Source organism: Dialister sp. CAG:357, assembly GCF_000435155.1.
Classification (GTDB): domain Bacteria; phylum Bacillota; class Negativicutes; order Veillonellales; family Dialisteraceae; genus Dialister; species Dialister hominis.
In genome coordinates, this window is record NZ_FR896418.1 from 1 (window position 1) to 21649 (window position 21649).

The 21649-nt window shown below is 52.2% G+C and carries 20 protein-coding genes and 1 other annotated feature; of the genes, 2 read left to right on the plus strand and 18 right to left on the minus strand.

Annotated elements, in window-relative coordinates; genetic code table 11:
• Window positions 1-377: 377 nt before the first annotated feature.
• The 3 genes from argH to M3200_RS04365 all read right to left on the minus strand — a co-directional run bounded on the left by argH (window position 378) and on the right by M3200_RS04365 (window position 4068).
• Window positions 378-1805: an argininosuccinate lyase gene (argH, locus tag M3200_RS04355; RefSeq protein WP_022382322.1), complete on the minus strand. Its 1428-nt coding sequence runs from the start codon at window positions 1803-1805 to the stop codon at window positions 378-380.
• Window positions 1802-3046: an argininosuccinate synthase gene (locus M3200_RS04360; protein WP_370797057.1), complete on the minus strand. Its 1245-nt coding sequence runs from the start codon at window positions 3044-3046 to the stop codon at window positions 1802-1804. Before M3200_RS04360 ends, argH begins: the two co-directional genes overlap by 4 nt.
• Before the next feature lie 332 nt (window positions 3047-3378).
• A complete protein-coding gene (locus M3200_RS04365; RefSeq protein WP_162297592.1) occupies window positions 3379-4068 on the minus strand; it encodes a class I SAM-dependent methyltransferase in 690 nt (229 codons plus the stop codon).
• Between the two features lie 477 nt (window positions 4069-4545).
• Between M3200_RS04365 and M3200_RS04370 the strand changes: the two genes are divergently transcribed.
• Window positions 4546-5721 (plus strand): HD-GYP domain-containing protein, encoded by a 1176-nt coding sequence (locus tag M3200_RS04370; RefSeq protein WP_022382325.1) that lies wholly within the window; start codon window positions 4546-4548, stop codon window positions 5719-5721.
• Window positions 5718-7238, plus strand: coding sequence for a sensor domain-containing diguanylate cyclase (locus tag M3200_RS04375; protein WP_022382326.1), 1521 nt, complete (start codon window positions 5718-5720; stop codon window positions 7236-7238). The genes M3200_RS04370 and M3200_RS04375 overlap by 4 nt, the downstream gene beginning before the upstream one ends.
• Window positions 7239-7451: 213 nt before the next feature.
• Here M3200_RS04375 and speE read toward each other — a convergent pair whose 3' ends face one another.
• The 15 genes from speE to M3200_RS04450 form a co-directional block, all read right to left on the minus strand.
• Window positions 7452-8309, minus strand: coding sequence for a polyamine aminopropyltransferase (speE, locus tag M3200_RS04380; protein ID WP_022382327.1), 858 nt, complete (start codon window positions 8307-8309; stop codon window positions 7452-7454).
• A 4-nt stretch (window positions 8310-8313) separates the two neighbouring features.
• A complete protein-coding gene (locus M3200_RS04385; RefSeq protein WP_022382328.1) occupies window positions 8314-9042 on the minus strand; it encodes a DivIVA domain-containing protein in 729 nt (242 codons plus the stop codon).
• A 109-nt stretch (window positions 9043-9151) separates the two neighbouring features.
• Window positions 9152-9943 (minus strand): YlmH family RNA-binding protein, encoded by a 792-nt coding sequence (locus M3200_RS04390; RefSeq protein WP_022382329.1) that lies wholly within the window; start codon window positions 9941-9943, stop codon window positions 9152-9154.
• Window positions 9944-10000: 57 nt separating this feature from the next.
• The gene (proC, locus tag M3200_RS04395) at window positions 10001-10795 is read right to left on the minus strand and encodes a pyrroline-5-carboxylate reductase (RefSeq protein WP_022382330.1); all 795 of its coding nucleotides are present in this window, start codon (window positions 10793-10795) and stop codon (window positions 10001-10003) included.
• Window positions 10792-11214 (minus strand): cell division protein SepF, encoded by a 423-nt coding sequence (gene sepF, locus M3200_RS04400; protein WP_022382331.1) that lies wholly within the window; start codon window positions 11212-11214, stop codon window positions 10792-10794. The genes proC and sepF overlap by 4 nt, the downstream gene beginning before the upstream one ends.
• Window positions 11214-11723 carry a cell division protein SepF gene (locus M3200_RS04405; protein ID WP_022382332.1) on the minus strand — a complete coding sequence of 170 codons (510 nt, stop codon included), beginning with the start codon at window positions 11721-11723 and terminating at the stop codon, window positions 11214-11216. Before M3200_RS04405 ends, sepF begins: the two co-directional genes overlap by 1 nt.
• A 14-nt stretch (window positions 11724-11737) precedes the next feature.
• On the minus strand, window positions 11738-12424 hold the full coding sequence (locus M3200_RS04410) for a YggS family pyridoxal phosphate-dependent enzyme (RefSeq protein ID WP_022382333.1): 687 nt from the start codon (window positions 12422-12424) through the stop codon (window positions 11738-11740).
• Window positions 12425-12790: 366 nt separating this feature from the next.
• Entirely contained in the window at window positions 12791-13630 is an 840-nt protein-coding gene (locus M3200_RS04415; protein ID WP_337523161.1) for an ABC transporter substrate binding protein, read from the minus strand.
• 15 nt (window positions 13631-13645) lie between these two features.
• Complete coding sequence (locus M3200_RS04420) at window positions 13646-13804, minus strand: hypothetical protein (RefSeq protein WP_022382335.1); 159 nt, start codon at window positions 13802-13804, stop codon at window positions 13646-13648.
• Window positions 13805-13833: 29 nt separating this feature from the next.
• Complete coding sequence (locus M3200_RS04425; RefSeq protein ID WP_022382336.1) at window positions 13834-14619, minus strand: transporter substrate-binding domain-containing protein; 786 nt, start codon at window positions 14617-14619, stop codon at window positions 13834-13836.
• A 143-nt stretch (window positions 14620-14762) separates the two neighbouring features.
• Window positions 14763-14968, minus strand: a binding site (T-box leader).
• A gap of 102 nt (window positions 14969-15070) precedes the next feature.
• Window positions 15071-18151, minus strand: coding sequence for an efflux RND transporter permease subunit (locus tag M3200_RS04430; protein ID WP_022382337.1), 3081 nt, complete (start codon window positions 18149-18151; stop codon window positions 15071-15073).
• Complete coding sequence (locus M3200_RS04435) at window positions 18148-19212, minus strand: efflux RND transporter periplasmic adaptor subunit (protein WP_288178141.1); 1065 nt, start codon at window positions 19210-19212, stop codon at window positions 18148-18150. The genes M3200_RS04430 and M3200_RS04435 overlap by 4 nt, the downstream gene beginning before the upstream one ends.
• Before the next feature lie 32 nt (window positions 19213-19244).
• Window positions 19245-20027 (minus strand): TetR/AcrR family transcriptional regulator, encoded by a 783-nt coding sequence (locus M3200_RS04440; RefSeq protein WP_022382339.1) that lies wholly within the window; start codon window positions 20025-20027, stop codon window positions 19245-19247.
• 355 nt (window positions 20028-20382) lie between these two features.
• Entirely contained in the window at window positions 20383-21180 is a 798-nt protein-coding gene (truA, locus tag M3200_RS04445; RefSeq protein ID WP_288178142.1) for a tRNA pseudouridine(38-40) synthase TruA, read from the minus strand.
• 48 nt (window positions 21181-21228) lie between these two features.
• Window positions 21229-21649, minus strand: a 421-nt coding sequence (locus tag M3200_RS04450) for an energy-coupling factor transporter transmembrane component T family protein (RefSeq protein ID WP_288178143.1), incomplete at its 5' end; no start/stop codon positions are given.

Below are 21649 nucleotides of genomic sequence, written 5' to 3' on the forward strand. Positions count from 1 at the left end.
GAAACATGGATTATTTCTTTACCCTTATCCGATTTCATTCTTTACCTGCGGATTATTCATCCCCCAAATTTCCGTGAAGAGCCAAAATAATTCATTTCCTAGGAAAGATAAAATACCATTTTAGCCCGTATTTACAAGTTGTCTGAGACTTTTTACCAACACGTTTTGTCCACCCTTTAAGAATTACTGAAAGTCTTAAAATGCCGATGGAGCCCGATAAATACGGGTTCCATCGGCATTAAAACCAACCCGAAATGTCCTATAAGCCTCAGTATGCATGACCCCGGAATCCGCATAAAAGCAGAAAAGGCTCCCCTCTTCGGAGAGCCTTTCCCGTGTGAAATTGTCTATACCAGGCGGAATGCCGTGGTTTCGTCTTAGTCCAGGAAAGCCATTTCTTCCTTCCAGGATGCGGAGGCTTCCTTCATCTTGGCGATGGTTTCGGAGGCATGGGCTTCCTGTCTTTCGATGGACTTGCGTCCGGTGCCGCCGTAGCTTTCACGGAGGTTGACGCAGTTTTCGATTTTCAGTGCTTCCAGGATATCTTCCTCAAAGAGAGGGCTCATGGATTTGAATTCGTCCATGGTGAGATCCAGGAGATACTTATGGTGTTCGATGCAGTAATGGACGGCGCTGCCGACGACAGCATGGGCCTGGCGGAAAGGAAGTCCTTTCTTGGCAAGGTAGTCTGCCATGTCGGTGGCATTCGAGAAGTCGTGTTCAAGGGCTTCGCGTGTCTTGTCGCCATTGACGGTCATGGTGGAAATCATGCCGGCATAGATGTCGAGGGCAAAGTAGAGCGTGTCGATGGCATCAAATACGCCTTCCTTGTCTTCCTGCATGTCCTTGTCATAGGCAAGCGGCAGGCCCTTCATGACAGTGAGAAGGCCGATGAGATGCCCGTAGACACGGCCTGTCTTTCCGCGGATGAGTTCGCACATGTCCGGATTTTTCTTCTGGGGCATGATGGAGCTTCCTGTGGAATAGCCGTCGTCGAGTTCGATGAACTGGAATTCGCTGGTGCTCCAGTAAATGAATTCTTCGGACAGGCGGGACAGGTGCATGGCGCAGATGGATGCGAAGGACAGGAACTGCAGGAGGTAGTCTCTGTCAGAGACGGCATCCAGGCTGTTTCCATAGACGGAGGAGAAATGGAGGTCCTCTGCTTCTTCGAGCGGATTGGTGTCATAGGTTGTACCCGCCAGAGCGCATGCTCCGATCGGGGACATGTCGCAGGCTTCGTAGCAGTCTTCGAGGCGTTTGAAGTCTCTTTCGAGCATGGCAAAGTATGCAAGCATGTGGTGCGCGAAGTAGACAGGCTGCGCACGCTGCATATGGGTATATCCCGGGATGATGACGTCCTTGTACTTGACAGCGGCGGAGAGGAGCGCGCTCTCGACAGCGATGAGCTTTTCAGAGAGACGGCCGATCTGGCGCTTCATGTACATATGGAGATCCAGGGCGCACTGGTCGTTTCTGGATCTTGCGGTGTGCAGGCGGGCACCGGCATCGCCGATGTCGTCCGTCAGCCGCTTTTCGATATTCATATGGATATCTTCGAGTTCGATGGAGAAGTCAAACTGTCCCTCATCGATCTGTTTCTTGATTTTCTTGAGACCCGCTGTGATTTTTTCCTGATCTTCAGCGGAGATGATGCCGTGAGCAGCCAGCATTTTCGCATGGGCGATCGATCCGGCGATATCTTCCCTGTACATCCGGCAGTCGTAGGAAATGGAGGCGTTGAAATCCAGCGCATTCTTTTCCTCGGCTTTCGTGAAGCGGCCTCCCCACATCATTTCACTCATTTTTCATTCTTCTCCTTCATCAGGGCTCTGATGGTGAGCGGAAGTCCGAAGAGGTTGATGAAGCCTTCTGCATCAGCCTGGTTGTAAACGTCGTCTTCACCAAAGGTTACGAATTCTTCGTTGTAGAGGGAGTACGGGCTTGTTGCGCCTGCGCTCATGATGTTGCCCTTGTAGAGACGGAGTTTGACAGTACCGGTGACGGTTTCAGAGGTCTTGTCGGCAAATGCCTGCAGTGCTTCACGGAGCGGTGCAAACCACATGCCGTCGTATACGAGTTCGCTGTATTTGACAGCTGCGACTTCCTTGAAGTGGAAGGTAGCGCGGTCAAGGCAGAGTCTTTCGAGTTCGGTGTGTGCGTAGAAGAGGATGGATCCGCATGGGTTTTCATAAACGCCACGGGATTTCATGCCTACGAGTCTGTTTTCAACGAGGTCATTGATACCTACGCCGTTCTTTGCGCCGATGGCATTCAGTGTGTTGACGAGTTCGACGCCGTCCATCTTCTTGCCATTGACAGCAACCGGTACGCCTGCTTCGAAGTCGATGGAAACGAATTCCGGCTTGTCAGGAGCGTCTTCCGGATCGCAGGTAACGAGGTACATATCCTTGTGAGGAGCGTTTGCCGGGTTTTCCAGATCGTCGCCTTCATGGGACAGGTGCCACATATTCCAGTCCATGGAGTACGGGTATTTCTGGGCAGCTTTTTCTTCTTCGGACTGCTTTTCATCGTACTTGTCGATCGGCACGCCATGTTCTTCAGCGTACTTCATTTCATCTTCTCTGGACTTCATGTCCCAGATTCTCCAGGGAGCGATGATCTTCATATGCGGAGCGAGTGCTTTGATGGTCAGTTCGAAACGAACCTGGTCATTGCCCTTGCCGGTAGCGCCGTGGCAGATAGCGTCAGCGCCGTATTTCTTGGCCATGTCGACGAGGCATTTGCCGATGAGCGGACGAGCGAAGGAGGTGCCCAGGAGGTACTTGCCTTCATAGATGCCGTCAGCTTTCAGTACGTTGTAAGCGTATTCTTCGATGAATTCTTTTCTAACGTCGAGGGTTTCAGCGACGGATGCACCGGATTTCAGTGCTTTTTCATGGATGGCATCGAAGTCTTCCGGCTGCCCGAGGTTTACGGTGCAGGCAATAACTTCACAGCCATAATTTTCTTTCAGCCACGGAATGATAACGGATGTATCCAGTCCGCCGGAATAAGCAAGAACTACTTTTTTAACGCCATTGATATCTGTCATAATGATGACCGCCTTTCCAAATAAGTAATAGACAATTTCTCTGGCCCTTCACGGGGGCTTTTCTGAAGATGAAATAATTATACAACGCGATGTATAATTACGCAATAGGCAAAACTGTATTTTTTTCAACTTTTTTGGAATTTTCTGCATATATTTTGGAAATAACTCGTATTTATCGAATAAAATTGCATACATATTTTGTAAATTTCCAAAATCTTCATATGCATATTATGCAGTATATTGCGCATAAACGATCATTCAGGGCAAAAAGAGAGAGCCCTGGAACGGTCTCGTCCATAGGCTCTCTTATATGACTTATTCTTCTATTCTTTCTTCTTGGATCCAGCAGCGATAGCGACGCCGATCAGCGCAAGGATGCCTGCCATGATGGCAATCTTTCCGTAGGATGCCGGTTCCTTGAGGAGGAGTCTCTTCCTGACTGCATCAAGCTTGGTCATCGGCTTTACAGCCGTAAGAGCGAGGGCTCCCAGTTTGTAATCGGTATCCAGGTCGCGGAAACCTGCATTCAGGAAAAGTTCTTCGAGTTCTTCCTGATGGAAAATTTTCATGCCTGGGATGATCTTCTCGTAGATGTCATCAAGGGGGCAGGTGCCGCCTTTGGAATTGACGGCAAGGAAAATGCCGCCCGGCTTCAGTACGCGGAGGATTTCCCTGACGCATTCGTCCGGATTCTTCCAGAAGTACATCGTTTCCGATGCCATGACGAGATCGAAGCGGTTATCTCCGAAGGGGAGAATGTCTGCCGTTCCCTCATAGACGTCGCAGCGTCCGTCCGCAATGGCTTCGCGGTTCAGTGCAAAGGACATGGATACCGCTGTCTCGGACGGGTCGATGCCTGTCACATGGCCTTTCGGTGCTGCACGGAGAAGGCGCTGGATATTCCTGCCTCCGCCGCATCCGATATCCAGGATGTCAGCATCGTCATGGATTTCCACATGGGACAGTCCCCAGCGCGACAAGGGAATTGTCATCAAATTCATACCTTTGTACATAGCTTTCACTGCTTTTTCCCTTAAACAGGGACAATTGAGTTTCGTCAGGGACTCCATCATTACCGCCTCCGTTTTATACAACAGCCTTCGAACCTTTTCTATATTATATCGCCTCTATGGGCATAGAGACAATGGTACTCTTTTGGAAATCACTTACTTTCCATTTTCTGTCTCTTTCTCCCCCCTTCTATTTCGCCAGTCTGTTACAGGACAAATAGCAGTTTTAGTATATACTCTGCATCTATATTTTCACCTGTCACTTCCCCCGCTGATTCCTCTTCAAATGGTCTAAAAACTTCTGAAAATCAGCTGCCCGGTTTTTGCGAAATTCTCCTGAGATCCGCCATTTTCCTTCATTTTGCGGTACTTTCCATTTCCCTATTTTATGATCCTATCCGCTGCTTTTTCATACCATTTTACCTTTTGTAAAATATAAATTAAATATAAAAGAGTTATTAAAATAATTTTACACTTATAATGAATCATGATAAAATTAGTGTAGGTACATATGCGAAGAACGAACCGGCATCCGCAGGTCTACGGGTTCTTCGGATTCTTTACTGCAAGAAGGATCTCATATGTCTATCAATATATCTATTCCTACCATCCTGCAGGTCAGCCTGGAATTCTGGGGGGTGCATCATTTCCCTCATCATCGCTCTCCTGACGACGCATAGGATCCCTGAAAATGACAAGCCGGGAAAACGTCTCTGGCTTCTGCTCCTGACGAATGTGCTGACGATTTCATGCGACAGCATGTCCTGCCTTTACCGCGGGGATGAATCGGAGCTAGGCATCTGGATTTCACAGTCGGCCAATATTGCCGTCTATGTCCTGATGCTCGTTTTTGCTGTAGAATTCACGTACTATCTCCATGCCCGTCTGAGAGTCCGTTCTGCCGTCTGGCTCTACTTCAATGAAGCGGCGGCAGCCATCGGACTTGTGCTCCTCGGCGTGACGCAGTTCACCGGGTTCTTCTATTTCTACGACATCCACAATAACTACCTGAGAGGTCCTGGATTCCTCTGCTTCTACGGCATTCTTGTTATCATTTATGGGCACTGCCTCTACAAAATCCATCAGCGCCGTGACCGTATCATCAAGGAAGACAGGTACTGCCTGGCAGCTGTTTTCGGCGTGCTCATCATTTCCGGCATCCTTCAGCTTGCGTTCACGTCCTTTGCTTCTATCAATATCGGCGCAACGATCGGTACCATGATCCTTTACCTCTGGCATTTCTTCAAGGTACAGGACCTTGAAAGCGACCGTGATCTGCGCTTTGCCCTGACAGAACAGAAACGGACCATCAAGGCACTCGAGGAATCGCAGTCCCAGGAACGCAGGACAAGGGAAAAGCTCGACAAGTACAAGGGTATTTTCAAGAAACAGCAGGACGACCACCAGAAGACGCTCGAAGTGCTGGACCGTTCCGAAGCCAAGGCGAAGGAAACGCAGAAAGCGCTTGAAGAAGCGCAGTATAAAGAACGCAAGACAAAGCATGCTCTCAATGAGGAGCAGGACAGCCACAAGAAAACGATCGAAGCGCTGGACCGCTCTGAATCCAGGCAGAAAGAAACGCAGCAGGCCCTCGATGAAGCGAGAAGCCAGCTGGAGGATCTCAATGCCGGCGAAAGCGGAAAGGAGAGCCTATGAAACAGCTGCAAAAGCACTTGATCATCATACTGGTCATGGGCATCATGCTCGCAGCGGCGCTGATCGGCGGCATCTCCACTTTCACCTTCCGCGAAATCAGCAGCAATGATAACCGCGCCATCATGAAGTCCATCCAGCAGACGGATATGGAAGAGCTGAATGATACGCTGCGCGTAACGGCACAGACGGTCAATGCACTGACCGCCAGCTATGCGGACATCGTCCCTGACGACCTTTCTCTCCTGAAAGATCCCGAATTCCTCTCCGCTTACGAAGACAAGACGGAAAATCTTGGCTACCATCTTCTCTCTGAGAATTTCAAGATTGCTTCCCTCTACTACCGCTTGAGCCCGGAACTCACGAATAACCCGCAGGCAGGCTACACTGTAGCACGCTCGGCAGACGGGATCAGTGTCCTCAAACTGACGCCGGTCAACCTGCATAAATTCGATGAAGACGACATGAACCATGTAGGCTGGTACTACGTGCCGGTTTCCCGCAAGGAACCGACCTGGCTTCCTCCTTACTACAATACGATGATGGGCGGCCAGTGTATTTCCTATGTCCGTCCGATTTACAAGGGCGATACCCTGATCGGCATTGTCGGCGCAGATATCGACTTCGATGAATTCTGCAAGCGCATCAACAACATGACGGCTTATGAATCAGGCTTTGCCGTTCTCTTCGGCCCGAGAGGAGATCTCCTCTTTGATGGCAACCGTTCTGTCCATATCCCGCAGGAAACAATCGACAAGATCATGGACCCCGCCCGTGACAGCCTCTCCACGAGCTACACGGATCACCAGAACCGTGTCTTCGTGGAAAGCAGCCAGATCAAAAATGGCATGCGTCTGGCCATCCTCGTCCCGGAAGCGGAACTGAACTACAAGCAGGATGTCATGACGTACACGATATTCCTTCTGACGGCAGCCATTTCCGCCATCCTGATCCTCACGATGACGAGTATCCTCCGCCGCATTTTCAAGATGTCCCATACCGATACGCTGACAGGCGCCGGCAACAGTTCTTCCTATATCGAACGCATCACGGAAATCGGGGACAAGATCAACGAAGGCACCGCTATCTTCTCTGTCATGGTCTTCGACGTCAACAACCTGAAGCATGTCAATGACACGCAGGGCCATGCAGCAGGCGACCACCTCATTAGGAACGGTTACCAGCTCCTGACGGAGGAATTCCCCCGCTCGGAAATCTACCGTATCGGCGGCGATGAATTTGTCATCATCATGGAAAACAAGCTTTCCGATCTCTGCGGCGAAATGATCCGCGGATTCCGGCAGAGAATGAGAGACCACTCCGAATCTTACCGTAAGCTCCCGGGCCAGGTCGTCCTCGCAGCCGGCATGGCAAGCTATGTGCCCGGCACGGACAACAGCTACATGGATGTCTTCCAGAGAGCGGATGAGAAAATGTACAAGAACAAATCCGAATTCTATGACCATCATCCTGAAATGGAAAGACGAGGCATATCGCCGGAAGAAACGAGATGGCATTAAGGGATAAATGATTCAGATTTCATAAAAAACGCCCTTCCTTGGGGGCCGGGCCTTCCCTCCCGGTCTCCTTTATTTTGCGCGTTATCAGACTGGGAAAGGCCCCTTTAAATGAGTTTTTAGAGAAATGGAAATCATATACTGGATTGGAAAACTCCAGCAAAAAAGAGACTGCAGAAATGCTCACTGGCACTTTTACAGTCTCTTTTATATTTTTTAGAAGCTCAGGTTTCCTTTGTAGAGGAGTTCCTTGATGAAGTTTGGCAGGACGAAGCAGCTCTTCTGGATCGTTCTGTTGTAGTACTTCATCGGCTGCGGAACCGGGCGTCTTACGCCGGTACGGAGCGGATCATGCACCTTGGATGCAAGCATGAAGGAATGCATGCAGGCCGGATAGATCGGCACGTGGGAGTAGTACATCCTGACGATCGGGAATACGTCTCCCATGGCTTTGTAGACGTCATGGACGGTCTTTTGCTGCACGATCGGGGACTCTGTCTGCTGGACGATGAGTCCGTCTTCGCGGAGGGCTTCATGCGCACTCTTGTAGAATTCGCGGGTGAAAAGGCCTTCACCGGGTCCGATCGGGTCGGAGCAGTCGATGATGATGACATCATAGAAGTCCTTGACGGATTTCGCAAAGGCGATGCCGTCTCCTACATGGACGTGAAGCTTTTCCGGCGGATCAAGGAGCGCGGATGCAATGGTCGGGAAGTATTCCTTGGAGAGTTCAATGACGCGGCCGTCGATGTCGCAGAGGTCGACCTGCTTGACGCAGTCGTGACGGCAGACTTCTCTGGCTACGCCGCCGTCACCGCCGCCGATGATGAGTACTCTTTCCGGATTCGGGTGCAGCATGAGCGGCACGTGGGAGATCATCTCGTGATATGTCCATTCATCTTTGACGGATGTCTGGAAAACGCCGTCAAGGATGAGCAGACGGCCGTATTCAAGGGTATCAGCAATCTGAATCTTCTGATACGGTGTCTGTTCTTCATGGAGCATTTTTGTGATTTTCAGTGTGAGGCCAAGGTTTTCATTGGCCCATTCGGTGACGTATTGTTTCTCTTCCATAGGCTTAGTCCTTCTTTTCCTCCTTCTTTACGGTTTCAGCAGCCACGTCGAATACGTTGGCGCCTTTTTCTTCTTTTTCTTCTTCTGTATCAACAGCAGCCTCTTCTTCCGCTTCTGCGAAAGGTTCAGCTTCTGCTGTTTCAACGGTTTCTGCTGTTTCTTCAGCGCCTTCGGCAGTTTCTTCTGTCTGGACAGGAATGTCTTCAGCCGGTGCTTCTGCTGCAGGAGCTTCCTGAGCTGCTGGTACTTCCTGCGTCTTCGGCGCAGTCTGGATCGGCTGCGGAGCCTGTGCAGCTTTGGCAGATTCGATCAGGGAGAGTGCGGATTTGAAGTTGGACAGGAGCTTTTCGATATAAAGGTTCATGTCGCCTTCTGTTTTCAGAAGGTCTGCATTCATTTTACGGCGTGCTGCTTCAGCGTCGGAAACGATCTTTCTGGCTTCATTCTGTGCTTCGCGGATGGAGAGTTCTGCTTCCTTATTCGCATTTCTCTTCACGTTTTCAGCGGTCTGCTGAGCCATGACGAGGGTGCTGGACATGGTTTCTTCCATCTTTTCATAGTTACGGAGCTTTGTCTTGATGGCGTCCATCTCTTCTTCCATTTCACGGTGTTCGCGGTAGATTCTTTCGTAATCGCCTGCGAGTTCTTCGAGGAAGCTGTTGACTTCTTCGGAAGAGTATCCCCTGATCTGTTTGGAGAATGTCTTGTTGTGAATGTCCATCGGTGTGATCATAAAATTTCCTCCTAGTGTACGATGTGTGACGCATGCCTCTATGGCAAAGGAAATGTCGGGTTTCCCCGGCCGGCGTGCAGCAGCTTCCTGCTTCCTCTGCCGCAAAATCTTAGCGGTATCTTTCTATCAAAACCCCGATGCGGCCTTTGCGGCTTTTACCGGTGATTTCCTTGATTTCAATTCTTCCGCGTCCTCTGACGCTGATGACGTCACCCGGCTTGACTGCCTGGGAGGCGCTTTTTGCCATCTGCCAGTTGACTTCTGTCCTCTGGTCGTCGACGAGCTGGACCATCTTCGTCCTGGAAAGGCCAAAGCCTGCAGCTCCGACGGCATCGAGGCGAAGGGAGGCGACGGTAGCACGTACTTCCTTGGCTGTCTTTTCCGGCGGATGGAGTTCTTCCATCGGGACTTCTTCGACGGTAACGGTGACCATGGCGACTTTATGGAAGTTGTCGATGATCCACTGTGCCATATCTGCATCGCAGAGGATCTGGCATCCGTTTTCCTGCATGAGGATGTCGCCCAGGACGGCACGGTCGATGCCAAGGCCCATGAGGGAGCCCAGGACATCCCTGTGTCCGATGAGGCGGTACCTGCCGTCCCATTTGACGGAGAGGAGTTTGATGCCAAAGTCTACGGGGCCTTCATAGCCGCCATCGACAAAGGCTACTTTTATTCTTTCAGCTTCGTGGTAACCGCCGAAGCTTTTGGCCGTGATGGTTCCCGCATGCGCGGCAATCGTCTGTCCGACCTGTGCGGCAAAGGGACTCATAAAAGGCCCTACAGCAAAAGGACGGCCGCGGTCTACCGCATCGGCGAGATCCAGCAGGCGAATGGCCATGTCCTTTGCTTCTTCGCCTGTTGCCGTAAAGTAGCGAAGAATTTTTTCTCTATCTTTCATGTATTCCTCAATTCCCCCCAAGATACCGGGAGATTCTTCCTGTATCCAAGGGTTTCTTTATTTCCCGGACATTTCGTCTGAGCGGTCGAGGCAGGCTTTCACGCCGTCAATCAGAGCGGCCCTGATGCCTCTCTTTTCCATGACATAGATACCGGCGATCGTCGTTCCGCCCGGGCTTGTGACCTGATCGCGGAGTTCGGCCGGATGTTTTCCTGTCTCAAGGACCATCTTGGCTGCGCCGTAGAGTGTCTGCGCTGCGGCTTCGATGGCGAGTTTTCTTGGAAGTCCGACGAGGACGCCTGCATCCGCCAGAGCGTCAATGATAACGAATGCATATCCCGGGCCTGCTCCAGAGAGCGCGCCCAGTTCGTCGAGCTGTCTTTCTGTGACGACGGCAGCCTTCCCCAGTGCGGTGAAGATTTCTTCTGTCGTCTTTACGAGTTCATCCGATGCCTTTTTCCCTGGCGCTATGGCTGTCATGCCTTCGCCGACGGAAGCCGGTGTGTTTGGCATGACGCGGACGATTTCCGCATCCGGAAGTCCTTTTTCAAGGGTTTCCAAAGCAACGGCCGCTGCGATGGAAATGACTTTCTTCGGATGATGCGGACGGAGTTCTTCCAGGACGGAAGGAACGATGTTCGGCTTGACGGCAATAAGGACAAGATCGGCCGTTTCTGCCTCCTTGAGGTCATGGCAGATCTCTGTCCCGTACTGTTTTGCCTTTGCAGCGGAAGCTTCTTCGCTGTGTTCCCTCACGCTGACTTCTTCTTTTTTCCATATGTCATGGGCAAGGCACCCGGAGAGGATCGCTCCTCCCATGGCGCCGCACCCGATAATGATAACTTTCTTCATCCCTGCGGTCCTTTCCACATCGGAATGTCCGATACGGGGATGAACGTGTCTCTTTCGACGCGCACGGTATCGGGCGTGATAATCAAAACGTTGTCGTTCAGGAGTTCGATATCACCGTGCGTCAGGTAGACGGCGCCGGCCAGGAAGTCGACGAACCGTTTCGCTGTGTCGCTGTCCACGTTGTCTCCCAGGAGCACGACGACGACGAGCCCCTTTGCAAGGGCATCAGCGGCGCGTCCGGCATCCCGGTACTCACCCGGGACCATGGTGACGATTTCCAGAGGGCGGATACTCCTGACTGGCAGCGCGCCTGCCGGTACAGGCTTATCCCTTTCCAGTTCCGGTAAATCGTCTGTATCCTCTTCCTCCATGAAGAACCCGTCTGCCAGGTTCTTCAGGCTTGAGAATAAGCCTGCCATCAGATCCGCGGAGCCTGTGCGCCCTGATTCCACTGCGGAGCTTCAGGAGCGGCCTGTGGTTCAGGCTGAGGTGTCAGGGAATCCTGGGAAACACTGACATTGCTCGGCGCGCAGAGATAGATTTTGTCGGAAATGCGGTCCAGACGGCCGTCAAGCGCATACATGACGCCCTGTACGAAGTCTACGATTCTTTCTGCTTCGTCGTCATCTGTCTTTTCGATGTTCATGACAACAGGACGCATGGCTTTCAGATGGTCAGCGATTTTTTCAGCATCTGCGTATTCCTTAGGGGAAACGACGACCATGGTATATGGTTTGGATGTCTGGCGGACCGGTACTCCTGCGCGGCCTACGCTGCTGCGTACAGCCTGAGATCTCGGCGGTACGGGAGCGGATGGATTGACAGGAGAAGCAGGCATGCCTTCTTCTTCCATGCCCTCTTCTTCATCTAATTCTTCATCATCATCGTTGTCAACAAAATTACCTTTGAACTTGTCCAGTAAACTCATAATCATTTCTCCTCTCAGTGGTATTGCCGGGCTCCGAATATAGCGGTGCCTATGCGCACCATTGTTGCCCCTTCTTCAATGGCTATTTCAAAATCGTTCGTCATGCCCATGGACAGTATCGTGATCTGTCCTTCAGGAAATTCCTTTTTCATTTCAGTCCACAGCCTGCGGCCTTCCCGGAATACGGGGCGCGTCTTTTCAGGTTCTTCATTCGGCGCCATACACATCAGGCCTTTCACGCGCACATGCGTGCACGCTTTGGCCGCCTCCACGGCGTTTTTGAATTCTTCCGGGGAGAACCCATACTTGCTCTCCTCTCCGGAAATATTGAATTCCAGAAAAACGTCCTGCACCTTTCCCGCGCTTTCCGCTTTCTTGTCGATTTCCCTCAAGATCTCTTCCGAGTCACAGGACTGGATGAGATCCGCACAGGCTACGGCTTTTTTTACTTTGTTCTTTTGCAAATGTCCCTGTAAATTCCAGACGACAGGAGCTGACAGAGACCTTCTCTTCTCTTCCATTTCCTGCACTCGGTTCTCGCCCACCTGGGTAACGCCCAGACGGATGGCTTCTTCCATATCCTCCAGCGGATGGAACTTCGTCACAGCAACAAGCGTGACTTCCTGTCCGTAGGGAGATCTCCTTTCAGCCTCCGCGATGCGGGCTCTTACCTGGGCTAATCTTTCTTCTATTTCTGACATAGCCCCGCCTTCTTTACAGAATTTTTCAGCATATCCGTCCCGTACTTTTGCAGATAGATATACTTGTAAATATTATAGCACAGATATTTTTTGAGAAAAATAGTAAAACAACATAAATATTGGCGTTTTCACATGTATTCATAATTAATTTATCTTATGAAAAAGCTCGTTTTCTTCGGTTTTTTCAAAACTATTTTCTCTTGTTCCCCACTTCTTTCTTCCGAGGCGGTCAATTTTGGGTCACAGCCTCCCCTAAACTTTGTTTCTGCCCGTTTTTCATGCATGAAAAAGGCCGGTGCCATCGGAGGCGGCCGGCCTTTTCTTTTCGTTTGAATCTGTTTGATTCCTGTATGCCTTTTTATTTCTTTAGGATATCCCTATTTCAGACAAGTTTTGCCTTAGCTTTAAGAGCGTCAGGAATCTGAATTCCAAGGGTCTCTGCATCCTTCTTATTTTATTGATGACAGTGTCATATTCCTTCTGGTGGCGGATCGGTGCATCTGCCGGCTTCACTTTGCCGTCGAGGATGTCGGCAGCCAGTTCGCCTGTCTCAAGGCCGAGCTTGTAGTAATCCACGGAAAGAGCGGCAAGGGCTCCGTCTTTGGCCATGATGTCAGCACCGGCAATGACCGGAATCTTGCGGGCATCCTTCACTTTGACAAGGGCAGGGAAGGCAGAGGCGATCGTATTGTCAGTCGGCGTGTAGATGAGATCGACCTGGCCGGCAAGGGATTCAGCGGTCTGCTGAATGTCGTTCACGTTATTGACGGTCTTTTCGACGACATTAAGGCCATTTGCTTTGCAGTAGTCCTTCACCATGTTTGCCTGGATTTCACTGTTCACTTCGCTGGAGCAGTAGATGAGCCCGATGTTCTTAGCATTCGGGACGAGCTCTCTGGCAAGATCCATCTGTGCATCGATTGATGCGAGGTCGCTGACGCCCGTCACGTTTCCGCCTGGCTTTTCATCGCTCTTGACGAGCTTGGCCGAGGTGTAGTCGGTAATGGCCGTCCCTACGATCGGGATGTCCTTGATCTCATTGGCAGCCGCCTGCGCAGCCGGGGTCGCAATGGCGCAGATCAGATTCGGCTTCGAGTCCTTGAAATGGGAAACGATGGTCTTCAGATTGGACTGGTCGCCCTGCGCGTTCTGCTGATCGACGACGATCTTGTCAGGGCCGTAGCCGCGTTTGGCAAGGCCGTCGATGAAGCCCTTATTGGCCTAATCCAGCGAGCCGTGCTGGACAATCTGGACGACGCCGATCTTGATCTTTCCTGCGTCAGAGCCTGCGCTCTTTGGCGCCTGCCCGCCGCATCCTCCGTATATGAGTGCTGAAGCCGCCAGAACTGCGGCAATGCCTGCTTTCATCCATTTTTTCATGATGCTTCTCCTCTCCTGCTGTCTTTCTATCATCCGATATACTTCTGTTCCATATTCTTCATCGTGCCGTTCGTTTCAAGCTCTGCCAGGAAAAAATTGACGTAGTTCAGGAATTCCTGATCGCCCTTCTGCATGAGAGCGCCGAAACGGTTCTTTGTGAACGGCTGGTTCACGAGCGGATCGGCCAGACGGGAATCCATCTTCGCATATTTCTTCGCTTCCATTGTTTCCGTGATCATGATGTCTGCTTTTCCTTCAGCGATAAGACCGGGGATTTCCGCATTCTGTTCATGAATGATGAGCGTGGCTTTCGGAAGGTATGCTTTGGCGAACTTTTCATTCGTTCCGCCCGGATTGACCATGACCTTCACTTCCGGCCTGTTGATGTCGGCAATGGATTTGTACTTCCCTGCATCGCCCTTCCTGCAGAGGATCGTCTTGCCGAAGAGGAGGTAGCCGTCCGACATGGACATGACGCGTTCCCTGTCGAAGGTCCTTGTGATGCCGCAGAGAGCCAGGTCGAATTTCCCTGCCTCTGTATCGGCTGTCAGTGTCTTCCAGGTCGTGGGGACGTATTCGACCTTCACGTGGAGGGAATCGGCAAGCCTTTCAGCAAGCTCGGCATCGAAGCCCTCGTATTTTCCTGTTTCCTTATCCTTGTAGGACATCGGACGGTAATCCCCGGTCGTCCCTACGCGGATCGTCCCTCTTGCCGTAATGTCTTCCAGATGCGCTGCGAGCGCTTCCATGCTTCCTCCCAATACCATGCCAGCTGCCATGACAGCTGCTGCTCCGTATTTCATCCATTTCTTCATGATGTTTCCTCCTGCTCTTCCTCTCCGGTCATCCGGAACTCCATGCGGTCCAATAAAAAATCCCCTGCTTCAAAACAAGCAGGGGACGACGGAATCCGCCGCGGTACCACCCAAGTTATCTGATAAACACAAAAGGGTGGTACCCAAGGGACGGAAGTTCCGTGGTACCACCCTACTCGATCAGATCGACTCTCGATCCTGTAACGCGGATCACTCCGGCCGCTCCTACTCGACTTTCAGCGCGGCAGTTCGGGAAAGAACTTCCTTATTTTCTGCTTTCCGGCTCGCACCATCCGCCGGATCTCTGAGAAGCACTCCAATAAGTACTTTTTTCCGTCAATACTATTCCTGTATTGTGTACATTTTAGCCATCTCAGAAAAACTTGTCAAGAAAAATTTCAATATAAAAAGAGCCATGAAAACGGAAAGTTCCCACAGCTCTTTCATATCTTTATTTTTCCCCTTTCGGTATTTTCACTCCGTAGATCTGGCTGTAGAGCGCAGGCACGAAGAGAAGCCCGATGGCGGTGGCAAGAAGAAGCCCGCCGACAAAGGAGACGGCAAGCGGCCGCCAGAAGGGGTTCGTAATGAGAGGCACGAAGCCAAGGACGTCGGTCACCGAGGAAAGCATGATCGGACGGAAGCGGAGCACGGCCGATTTCACGACGGCATCATACGGCGTAAGCCCTGCTTCGAGGTGCTGCCGGATCTGGTCCAGAAGGATGATGCTGTTCCGGATGACCATGCCCGAAAGGGCAATCATGCCGATGATGGCAACGAATCCTATCGGCTGCCTTGTGATAAGGAGCGTCAAAATCGCCCCGATGAGACCGAACGGCCCGGTCACGATGGCGATGATGAGCTTGGGTATCGTCCCCAGCTCGAAGATGAGGACCATAAGAACGAAGAAGATCATGATCGGCACGGCCTGGAAAATGTACTTCATCGACTTGTCGCTCCATTCGGCGGATCCGTCTTTTTCAAGCGTGTATCCGTCGGGGAGGCTTGCCTTGAAGGAAGCGAAGTCGTCATTGTAGAGTTCCTGCATGAGGGAGTCTGCCATGACGCCGTCCTTGCAGTCAGCGCGGAGCGTGATCGTAGGCTTCAGGTCTCTTCTCCAGATGGTGCTGATTTCATTCTCATAGGAAATATCGGCAAACTGCCCGAGAGGCACGTAGCGTCCGTTTCCTACATGGACCGGCATGGAGGAAAGGTCGGGCAGCTGGGCCGCATTCTTTCCTTCGAGCTTGAAGGAAATCGGGACGAGCTGGTCGCCCTGGTACGATTCAGCGACCTTGTAGCCGGAAAGCTTCGAGTACAGGTCGAGCGATACGGCATAGTTGTCGATGCCGAGCTCGCGGACGCGGTCCTGATTGATTTTCAGCTTGATGGAAGGCATTTCTTCCGGCCAGTCAAGGCTTGCATTCACGATGTCCGGATTCTTCCTCATGATGTCGAGCGCTTTGACGGCAAGCTCGGCTGTCTTCTTATTGTCCTCGCCGATCAGGCGGAACATGACAGGGTAATCGGATGGCGGGCCGGTCGTGATGAGCCTTGTATGCGCGCGGGCATCCGGGTACTTGTCAGCGATGAACTGGTCGAGCTCGCTTCTGACATCGTCCCTGACGTCGTTTCCTGTCGTGACGATGATCATCTGCCCGTGGCCGTCTTCCGGTGCTGACGGATCAAAGAGAAGGATGAAACGGGGCGCGGAGTCTCCGACATAGGTCGAGAAGGACTCGATGCGCTTGTCCCCGTACAGGTTGTCTGCAATGCCTGCCATGACGCGCTTCGTTTCCTCGATGGAGGCGCCGGAGGGCAGATTCACGTCCAGGATGATTTCCGGACGTTTGGAGTTCGGGAAGAATTCCTGATTGACGAAGGGAAGGCACATCATGGTGACGGCAAAGAGAGCAAAGGTGCCGACGATGACAGATTTCCTGTACCTGATGCTTCCCTTGATGAGTCTGTCAAAGATCTGGTACGACTTCTCGCCGATCTTTTCCTTGATGCCCTTCTTCTTTTCCTTGGCGCGTTCTTCCTTCGATTTCACGCGGATGAATTTATAGCCGAGAACCGGTGAAACGAAGATGGAGGCCAGCCAGGAAATCAGGAGTGTCGAGCCGATGACCCAGAAGAAGGAGGAGGTATATTCGGCAGTCTGTCCCTGGGCAAGGCCGACAGGGATGAAGCCGGCGGCCGTGATGAGCGTACCGGCCAGCATAGGCTTCGCGCAGCCTTTGTAGGCCGCTTCTGCCGCTGCCATGCGGTCCATGCCCTCTTCGAGCTTGACCTGCATCATTTCGATGACGATGATCGCATCATCGACAAGAAGGCCCAGTGACACGATGAGGGATCCCAAAGATACGAGGTGAAGGTCGATCCCCTGCCATTTCATGAAAATGAAGGAGCCGCAGACGACGACCGGGATGCAGAGGGCAAGAACGATGCCGCTCCAGAATCCGAGGGAAAGGAAGGAAGCTGCCATGACGATGATGATGGCTTCCAGCAAAGATTCCGTGAAATCGTGGATGGAATTATTGACGACCTTCGGCTGATCGGCGACGAGGCTGATTGTCATGCCGGCCGGGACTTCCTTCTGCGCTTTTTCGATTTCCGCATTCAGATGCTCGCCAAGCGTGAGGTTGTTTCCCCCATCTCTCATGGAAACGGCAATGCCGATCGCCGGTTTCCCGTCAAAGTAGAAGAGGGACGTTTCCGGGGTCGTATAGCTCTGCGTGATCTTGGCGATGTCGCCTAAATGGAACGATCTCTCGCCGACATGGATCGGCAGATTTTCGAGCGATTCAACGCTTCCAAGAAGCCCGTCGACGCGGATGGCCACATTTCTTGTGGACGTATGGATCATGCCCGAGGGCATCATCGCGGACTGTTGGGAAATCATTGTGAATACATCCGTCGGGCTCAAGCCGAACGTAGCGAGCTTGTTCTGGTCCATCTCGATGTAAATATTCTGTTCCTGCACGCCAAGAAGCTCGACCTTCTGCACGTCTTCCACGGACGTCAGACGGCGGCGGATTTTTTCAGCGTATTTTCTTTTTTCTTCATAGGAGAAATCGTCTCCTGTGACAGCATAAATCGAGTCGTACACATCATCGAAACGGTCGTCGATGAAAGGCCCCACGACGCCGGCCGGAAGGCTTCCCCATTCATCTTCGACGAGGTTCCTCATCTCATGCCAGCGTGTCTGTATGTCTTCCTTGGGCACATCGTCCTTGAGGTCGACATAGATGACCGTCTTGCCGTCATGCGTGAAAGACCTTAGGTAATCGAGCCCCTTCACGTCCTGCAGCGTCTTCTCGAGGGGATCGGTCACCTGCTCGGTGATCTGCTCTGCCGATGCGCCCGGCCAGGCCGCTGTTACGACGGCTTCGCGGATGGTGAAGGCAGGATCCTCGCTTCTCCCCAGAGAGAAGTAAGACATGATCCCTCCCAAGAGGATGAAAAAGATGAAGAAATAGACAATCTGCTTGTGCTTGATCGCCCATTCCGCCAGATTGATCTGCTTCATACGCGTACCTCTTCATCCTCACTCAGGCGGGCGACGCCAGCTGTCACGACGCGGTCTCCTTTCTTAAGACCCGAGGTGATTTCGACGGCATCCTTGCCGTAGCGTCCCGTTTCTACCTTCTGGAGATGCGCCTTGCCGTCACGGATAACCCAGACGGAAGGAGAGGCCTGCTGGGAAGCCATGGCCGAAAGCGGCACCATGAATCCCCTTGCGCTGTCAGGATCGGTGAATTTCACCTGTGCTGTCATGCCGACGGCAACATCCTGCGGCGGGTTTTCAAGCGTGACTTTGGCATCATAAGTGCCTGTCGCCGCATTCGGCGCTGCCGCCACTTCCCTGACCTTGCCCGCTACTTTGACCCCCGGAAGCGCCCAGAAGGTCACTTCGCAGGGCATGCCGACCGAGTAGAGCCCGTACTGTTTTTCTGTAAGAGAAATATACACGTCCAGCTTGGAGTCGTCGATGATCGTAACGACCGGCGTACCGGCGGCAACGACCTGCCCGACTTCATACAGTGTCGTCCCCACGATGCCGTCGCGATCGGCGACAAGCGTCGTGAAGCCCAGATTGTTTTCTGCGCGCGAAAGAGCCGCCTCGGCTGACCGGTACTGCGTCAGCGCAAGGTCGTAGCTGTTCCTTGTCTGGTCCATGGCCAGATCGGAAATCGCATTGGCAGCATGGAGCTTTTCATACCTTGCCAGTGTCGACTGCGCAAGCTTCAGGGAAGCCCCTGCCGCATCAAGCGACGATCTGGCTGCTGCCGCCTGCTCTTCTGCATCCTTCGAATCGACACTGAAGAGTTCCTGTCCGGCCGTCACGCGCTCCCCGCTTGTGACATAGCGCTGCATGATTCGCCCGCCTGTCTGGAAAGCAAGCGGAGACTCGAAGAATCCGTGCACGGTGCCGGAGAATGTATCCTTCGCATCCTTTGCGTCTTCTCCGATGACGATCGTCTTCACGAGCGGCGCAGACGGTCCTTTATTGACGGCCTTTCCACATCCCGTCAGTGAAAGCGACATGCCAAGCATCACGGCTGCCGCTATTCCTGCCCATCGTTTCATACCCTTTTCCCCTTTTCAAATGCGGCCTTCCCTCAGCCGATTTCCTTATTCTTGATCCCGTTCATCAATACATCGAATGCCTGATGCATGTAAGAGTCTTCCGTGATTTCTTCCTTCACGGAGAAGCGCTTCTTGATTTCATTCATGAGGTAGTAGTAAGCGACCATGCCTGCCCAGGAAATACAGACTTCCGTAGGCTTTAAGTCCTTTCTGAAGCATCCTTCCTCAATGCCTTCGGTCAGGGCGCCCCTGAGGACGACGAGAACCATGGCGAAGCGTTCCTTCCCGATCGATGCGAAAACGTCGGTCGGGTGAATCATTTCCCATGAAAAGATGCGGAGAATGTAGGGATGCTCCTTCATCAGACGGTAGAAGAAGCGGGAGTACATTTCCATGATTTCCATCGGCGTATGGTCGCCATGGGCCGCCTGCTCCACGAAGTCGACGAGAAGGGCGCTCCCCTTCTGAAGAATCGCAGAATAGAGCTCTCTCTTGCCTCCGAAGTAGTAGGAAATCGCCGCGCTGTTCACCCCGGCTTCCTTTCCTATGTCGCGGATGGAAACGTCCGAATAGCCCTTCAGCGCAAAGAGGCGGATCGCTGCGTTCTCGATCTGCTCGCGGCGCTTCGGTTCCTGCTGTGCCATGTCTTCGGGGAAAAGTGTCTTGTACATGTTTTCCTTCGAGCCATAGTAGTAGGATACGGTAGAAACGCTGACGCCCGCTTCCCGGCTGATATCCCGAAGCGTTGTGCCGCTGTATCCCTTCTCGCGGAAAATCTGAATGGCAGCTTTCCTGATCAGTTCTTTCTTTGTCATGCCATGTCCCCCTGTTATTGTGGATTCTAAGATGATTTACTCTTATTATAATACGTTAGAATGGTAAATTAAAGCTAAACGATTAAACTGTTCGAATTCGCAACGTTCGATGGGATTCCATGAGATATACGCATATGAAAAAGGGGCTGCAGAAATGATTTCACATTTTTACAGCTCCTTTTGTGCGGATATATGCAATTAGAGGATACCAACATATTTATATTTTTGTGCTATCTAAAAACCATACCACCAGCCTTCGGCTGAGGAAATCAACCCTATCCACCGCGTTCCGCGGTCCCCCTACCCCGTCTGGGAAGGCGAGGTATCGATTTTACCGGATTCCTGAAGTCATTTTTTACCTGCACCATGGGAAAAGGGGCATGGCGAGTGTTTCTTCGATGCTCTCTTTTGTAATCGGCGAGAAGTAGACGCAAAGGAGACAGAGGCCTTCTGCCGGCGCTGTCATTCCCAGTTTCCTTCTGTCCTTTGCCGCAAGGATTTCTTCTATGTCTTTGACTGAAAGAAGCCCCATTCCTGCATCGACAAGGCAGCCTGCGATGTTCCTTACCATGTGGTAGAGGAAGCCTTCGCCTGTCACGTAGATGCGGACGAGATCCCCGTCTTTCTCTACGCGGATTTCATGGATGTTCCTGACCGGATCGGACGGCACGGAATTGTTTCCTCGGAAGGACGTGAAGTCATGGCGGCCTTCGAGAGCCCTTGCCGCCTTCCGCATTTTCTCAAGGTCGAGTTTCTTTCCCGTCCGCCAGATATAGCGCTTCAAGAACGGCGAGGCCTCCCTGCTTTCTGTCAGGAGGTAGCCGTACGTTTTTCCGTAATTTCTTCTTCTGACGGAGAAGTCCTCATCCATCTCGCAGCTCTTCGTCACGCGGATGTCGCCGCGAAGGCGTGCATTCATCGCATAGATGAAGCAGTCGCCCGGAATCGTCGAATCCGTATAGAAGGTGCATTCCTGCCCGTAAGCATGGACCCCTGCATCCGTCCTTGCGACGAAGTAGAGTGTGGTCTTTTCCCCTGTCAGCTCCAGAAGGCAGTTTTCCAGCATTTCCTGCACCGTCATGCGGTTTTCCTGCCGCTGGAAGCCTGCGTATCCGCTTCCCTCATAGGAAACGGTAATCCAAATGTTTCTCATGATTCTCCCTGCCAAAAAGGCCCGAAGCATCGCCCCGGCCCTTCTTATTTATCTGAAATATACGTAAAGTCCGATGAGCGCTGCGGTCACAAGTACGACAGCGATCATGGCATTTCTGTCTCTCCATGTGTAGGCGAGCTGGTGCATCTTCGTGCGTCCTTCGCCGCCCCTGTAGCAGCGCGCTTCCATGGCGGTCGCCAGGTCGTCTGCTCTTCTGAAAGCGGAAATGAAGAGCGGCACGAGGAGCGGAACCATGTTCTTCGCTCTCTGCCAGAGATTGCCATTCACGAAGTCCGCGCCTCTGGAGGACTGCGCCTTCATGATGCGGTCTGTTTCTTCCAGAAGTGTCGGGATGAAGCGGAGCGCAATTGTCATCATCATGGCCAGTTCATGCGCCGGAACGCCGATGCGCTTGAATGGCATGAGGAGTGCTTCGATGCCGTCCGTCAGGACGATCGGGCTCGTCGTG

Coding starts and splice junctions, on each gene's coding strand:
- argH (WP_022382322.1), bottom strand. CDS start 1,805: ATGAGTGAAATGATGTGGGGAGGCCGCTTCACGAAAGCCGAGGAAAAG.
- M3200_RS04365 (WP_162297592.1), bottom strand. CDS start 4,068: ATGTACAAAGGTATGAATTTGATGACAATTCCCTTGTCGCGCTGGGGA.
- M3200_RS04370 (WP_022382325.1), top strand. CDS start 4,546: ATGAATCATGATAAAATTAGTGTAGGTACATATGCGAAGAACGAACCG.
- M3200_RS04375 (WP_022382326.1), top strand. CDS start 5,718: ATGAAACAGCTGCAAAAGCACTTGATCATCATACTGGTCATGGGCATC.
- speE (WP_022382327.1), bottom strand. CDS start 8,309: ATGGAAGAGAAACAATACGTCACCGAATGGGCCAATGAAAACCTTGGC.
- M3200_RS04385 (WP_022382328.1), bottom strand. CDS start 9,042: ATGATCACACCGATGGACATTCACAACAAGACATTCTCCAAACAGATC.
- M3200_RS04390 (WP_022382329.1), bottom strand. CDS start 9,943: ATGAAAGATAGAGAAAAAATTCTTCGCTACTTTACGGCAACAGGCGAA.
- proC (WP_022382330.1), bottom strand. CDS start 10,795: ATGAAGAAAGTTATCATTATCGGGTGCGGCGCCATGGGAGGAGCGATC.
- sepF (WP_022382331.1), bottom strand. CDS start 11,214: ATGGCAGGCTTATTCTCAAGCCTGAAGAACCTGGCAGACGGGTTCTTC.
- M3200_RS04405 (WP_022382332.1), bottom strand. CDS start 11,723: ATGAGTTTACTGGACAAGTTCAAAGGTAATTTTGTTGACAACGATGAT.
- M3200_RS04410 (WP_022382333.1), bottom strand. CDS start 12,424: ATGTCAGAAATAGAAGAAAGATTAGCCCAGGTAAGAGCCCGCATCGCG.
- M3200_RS04420 (WP_022382335.1), bottom strand. CDS start 13,804: ATGAAAAAATGGATGAAAGCAGGCATTGCCGCAGTTCTGGCGGCTTCA.
- M3200_RS04425 (WP_022382336.1), bottom strand. CDS start 14,619: ATGAAGAAATGGATGAAATACGGAGCAGCAGCTGTCATGGCAGCTGGC.
- M3200_RS04430 (WP_022382337.1), bottom strand. CDS start 18,151: ATGAAGCAGATCAATCTGGCGGAATGGGCGATCAAGCACAAGCAGATT.
- M3200_RS04435 (WP_288178141.1), bottom strand. CDS start 19,212: ATGAAACGATGGGCAGGAATAGCGGCAGCCGTGATGCTTGGCATGTCG.
- M3200_RS04440 (WP_022382339.1), bottom strand. CDS start 20,027: ATGACAAAGAAAGAACTGATCAGGAAAGCTGCCATTCAGATTTTCCGC.
- truA (WP_288178142.1), bottom strand. CDS start 21,180: ATGAGAAACATTTGGATTACCGTTTCCTATGAGGGAAGCGGATACGCA.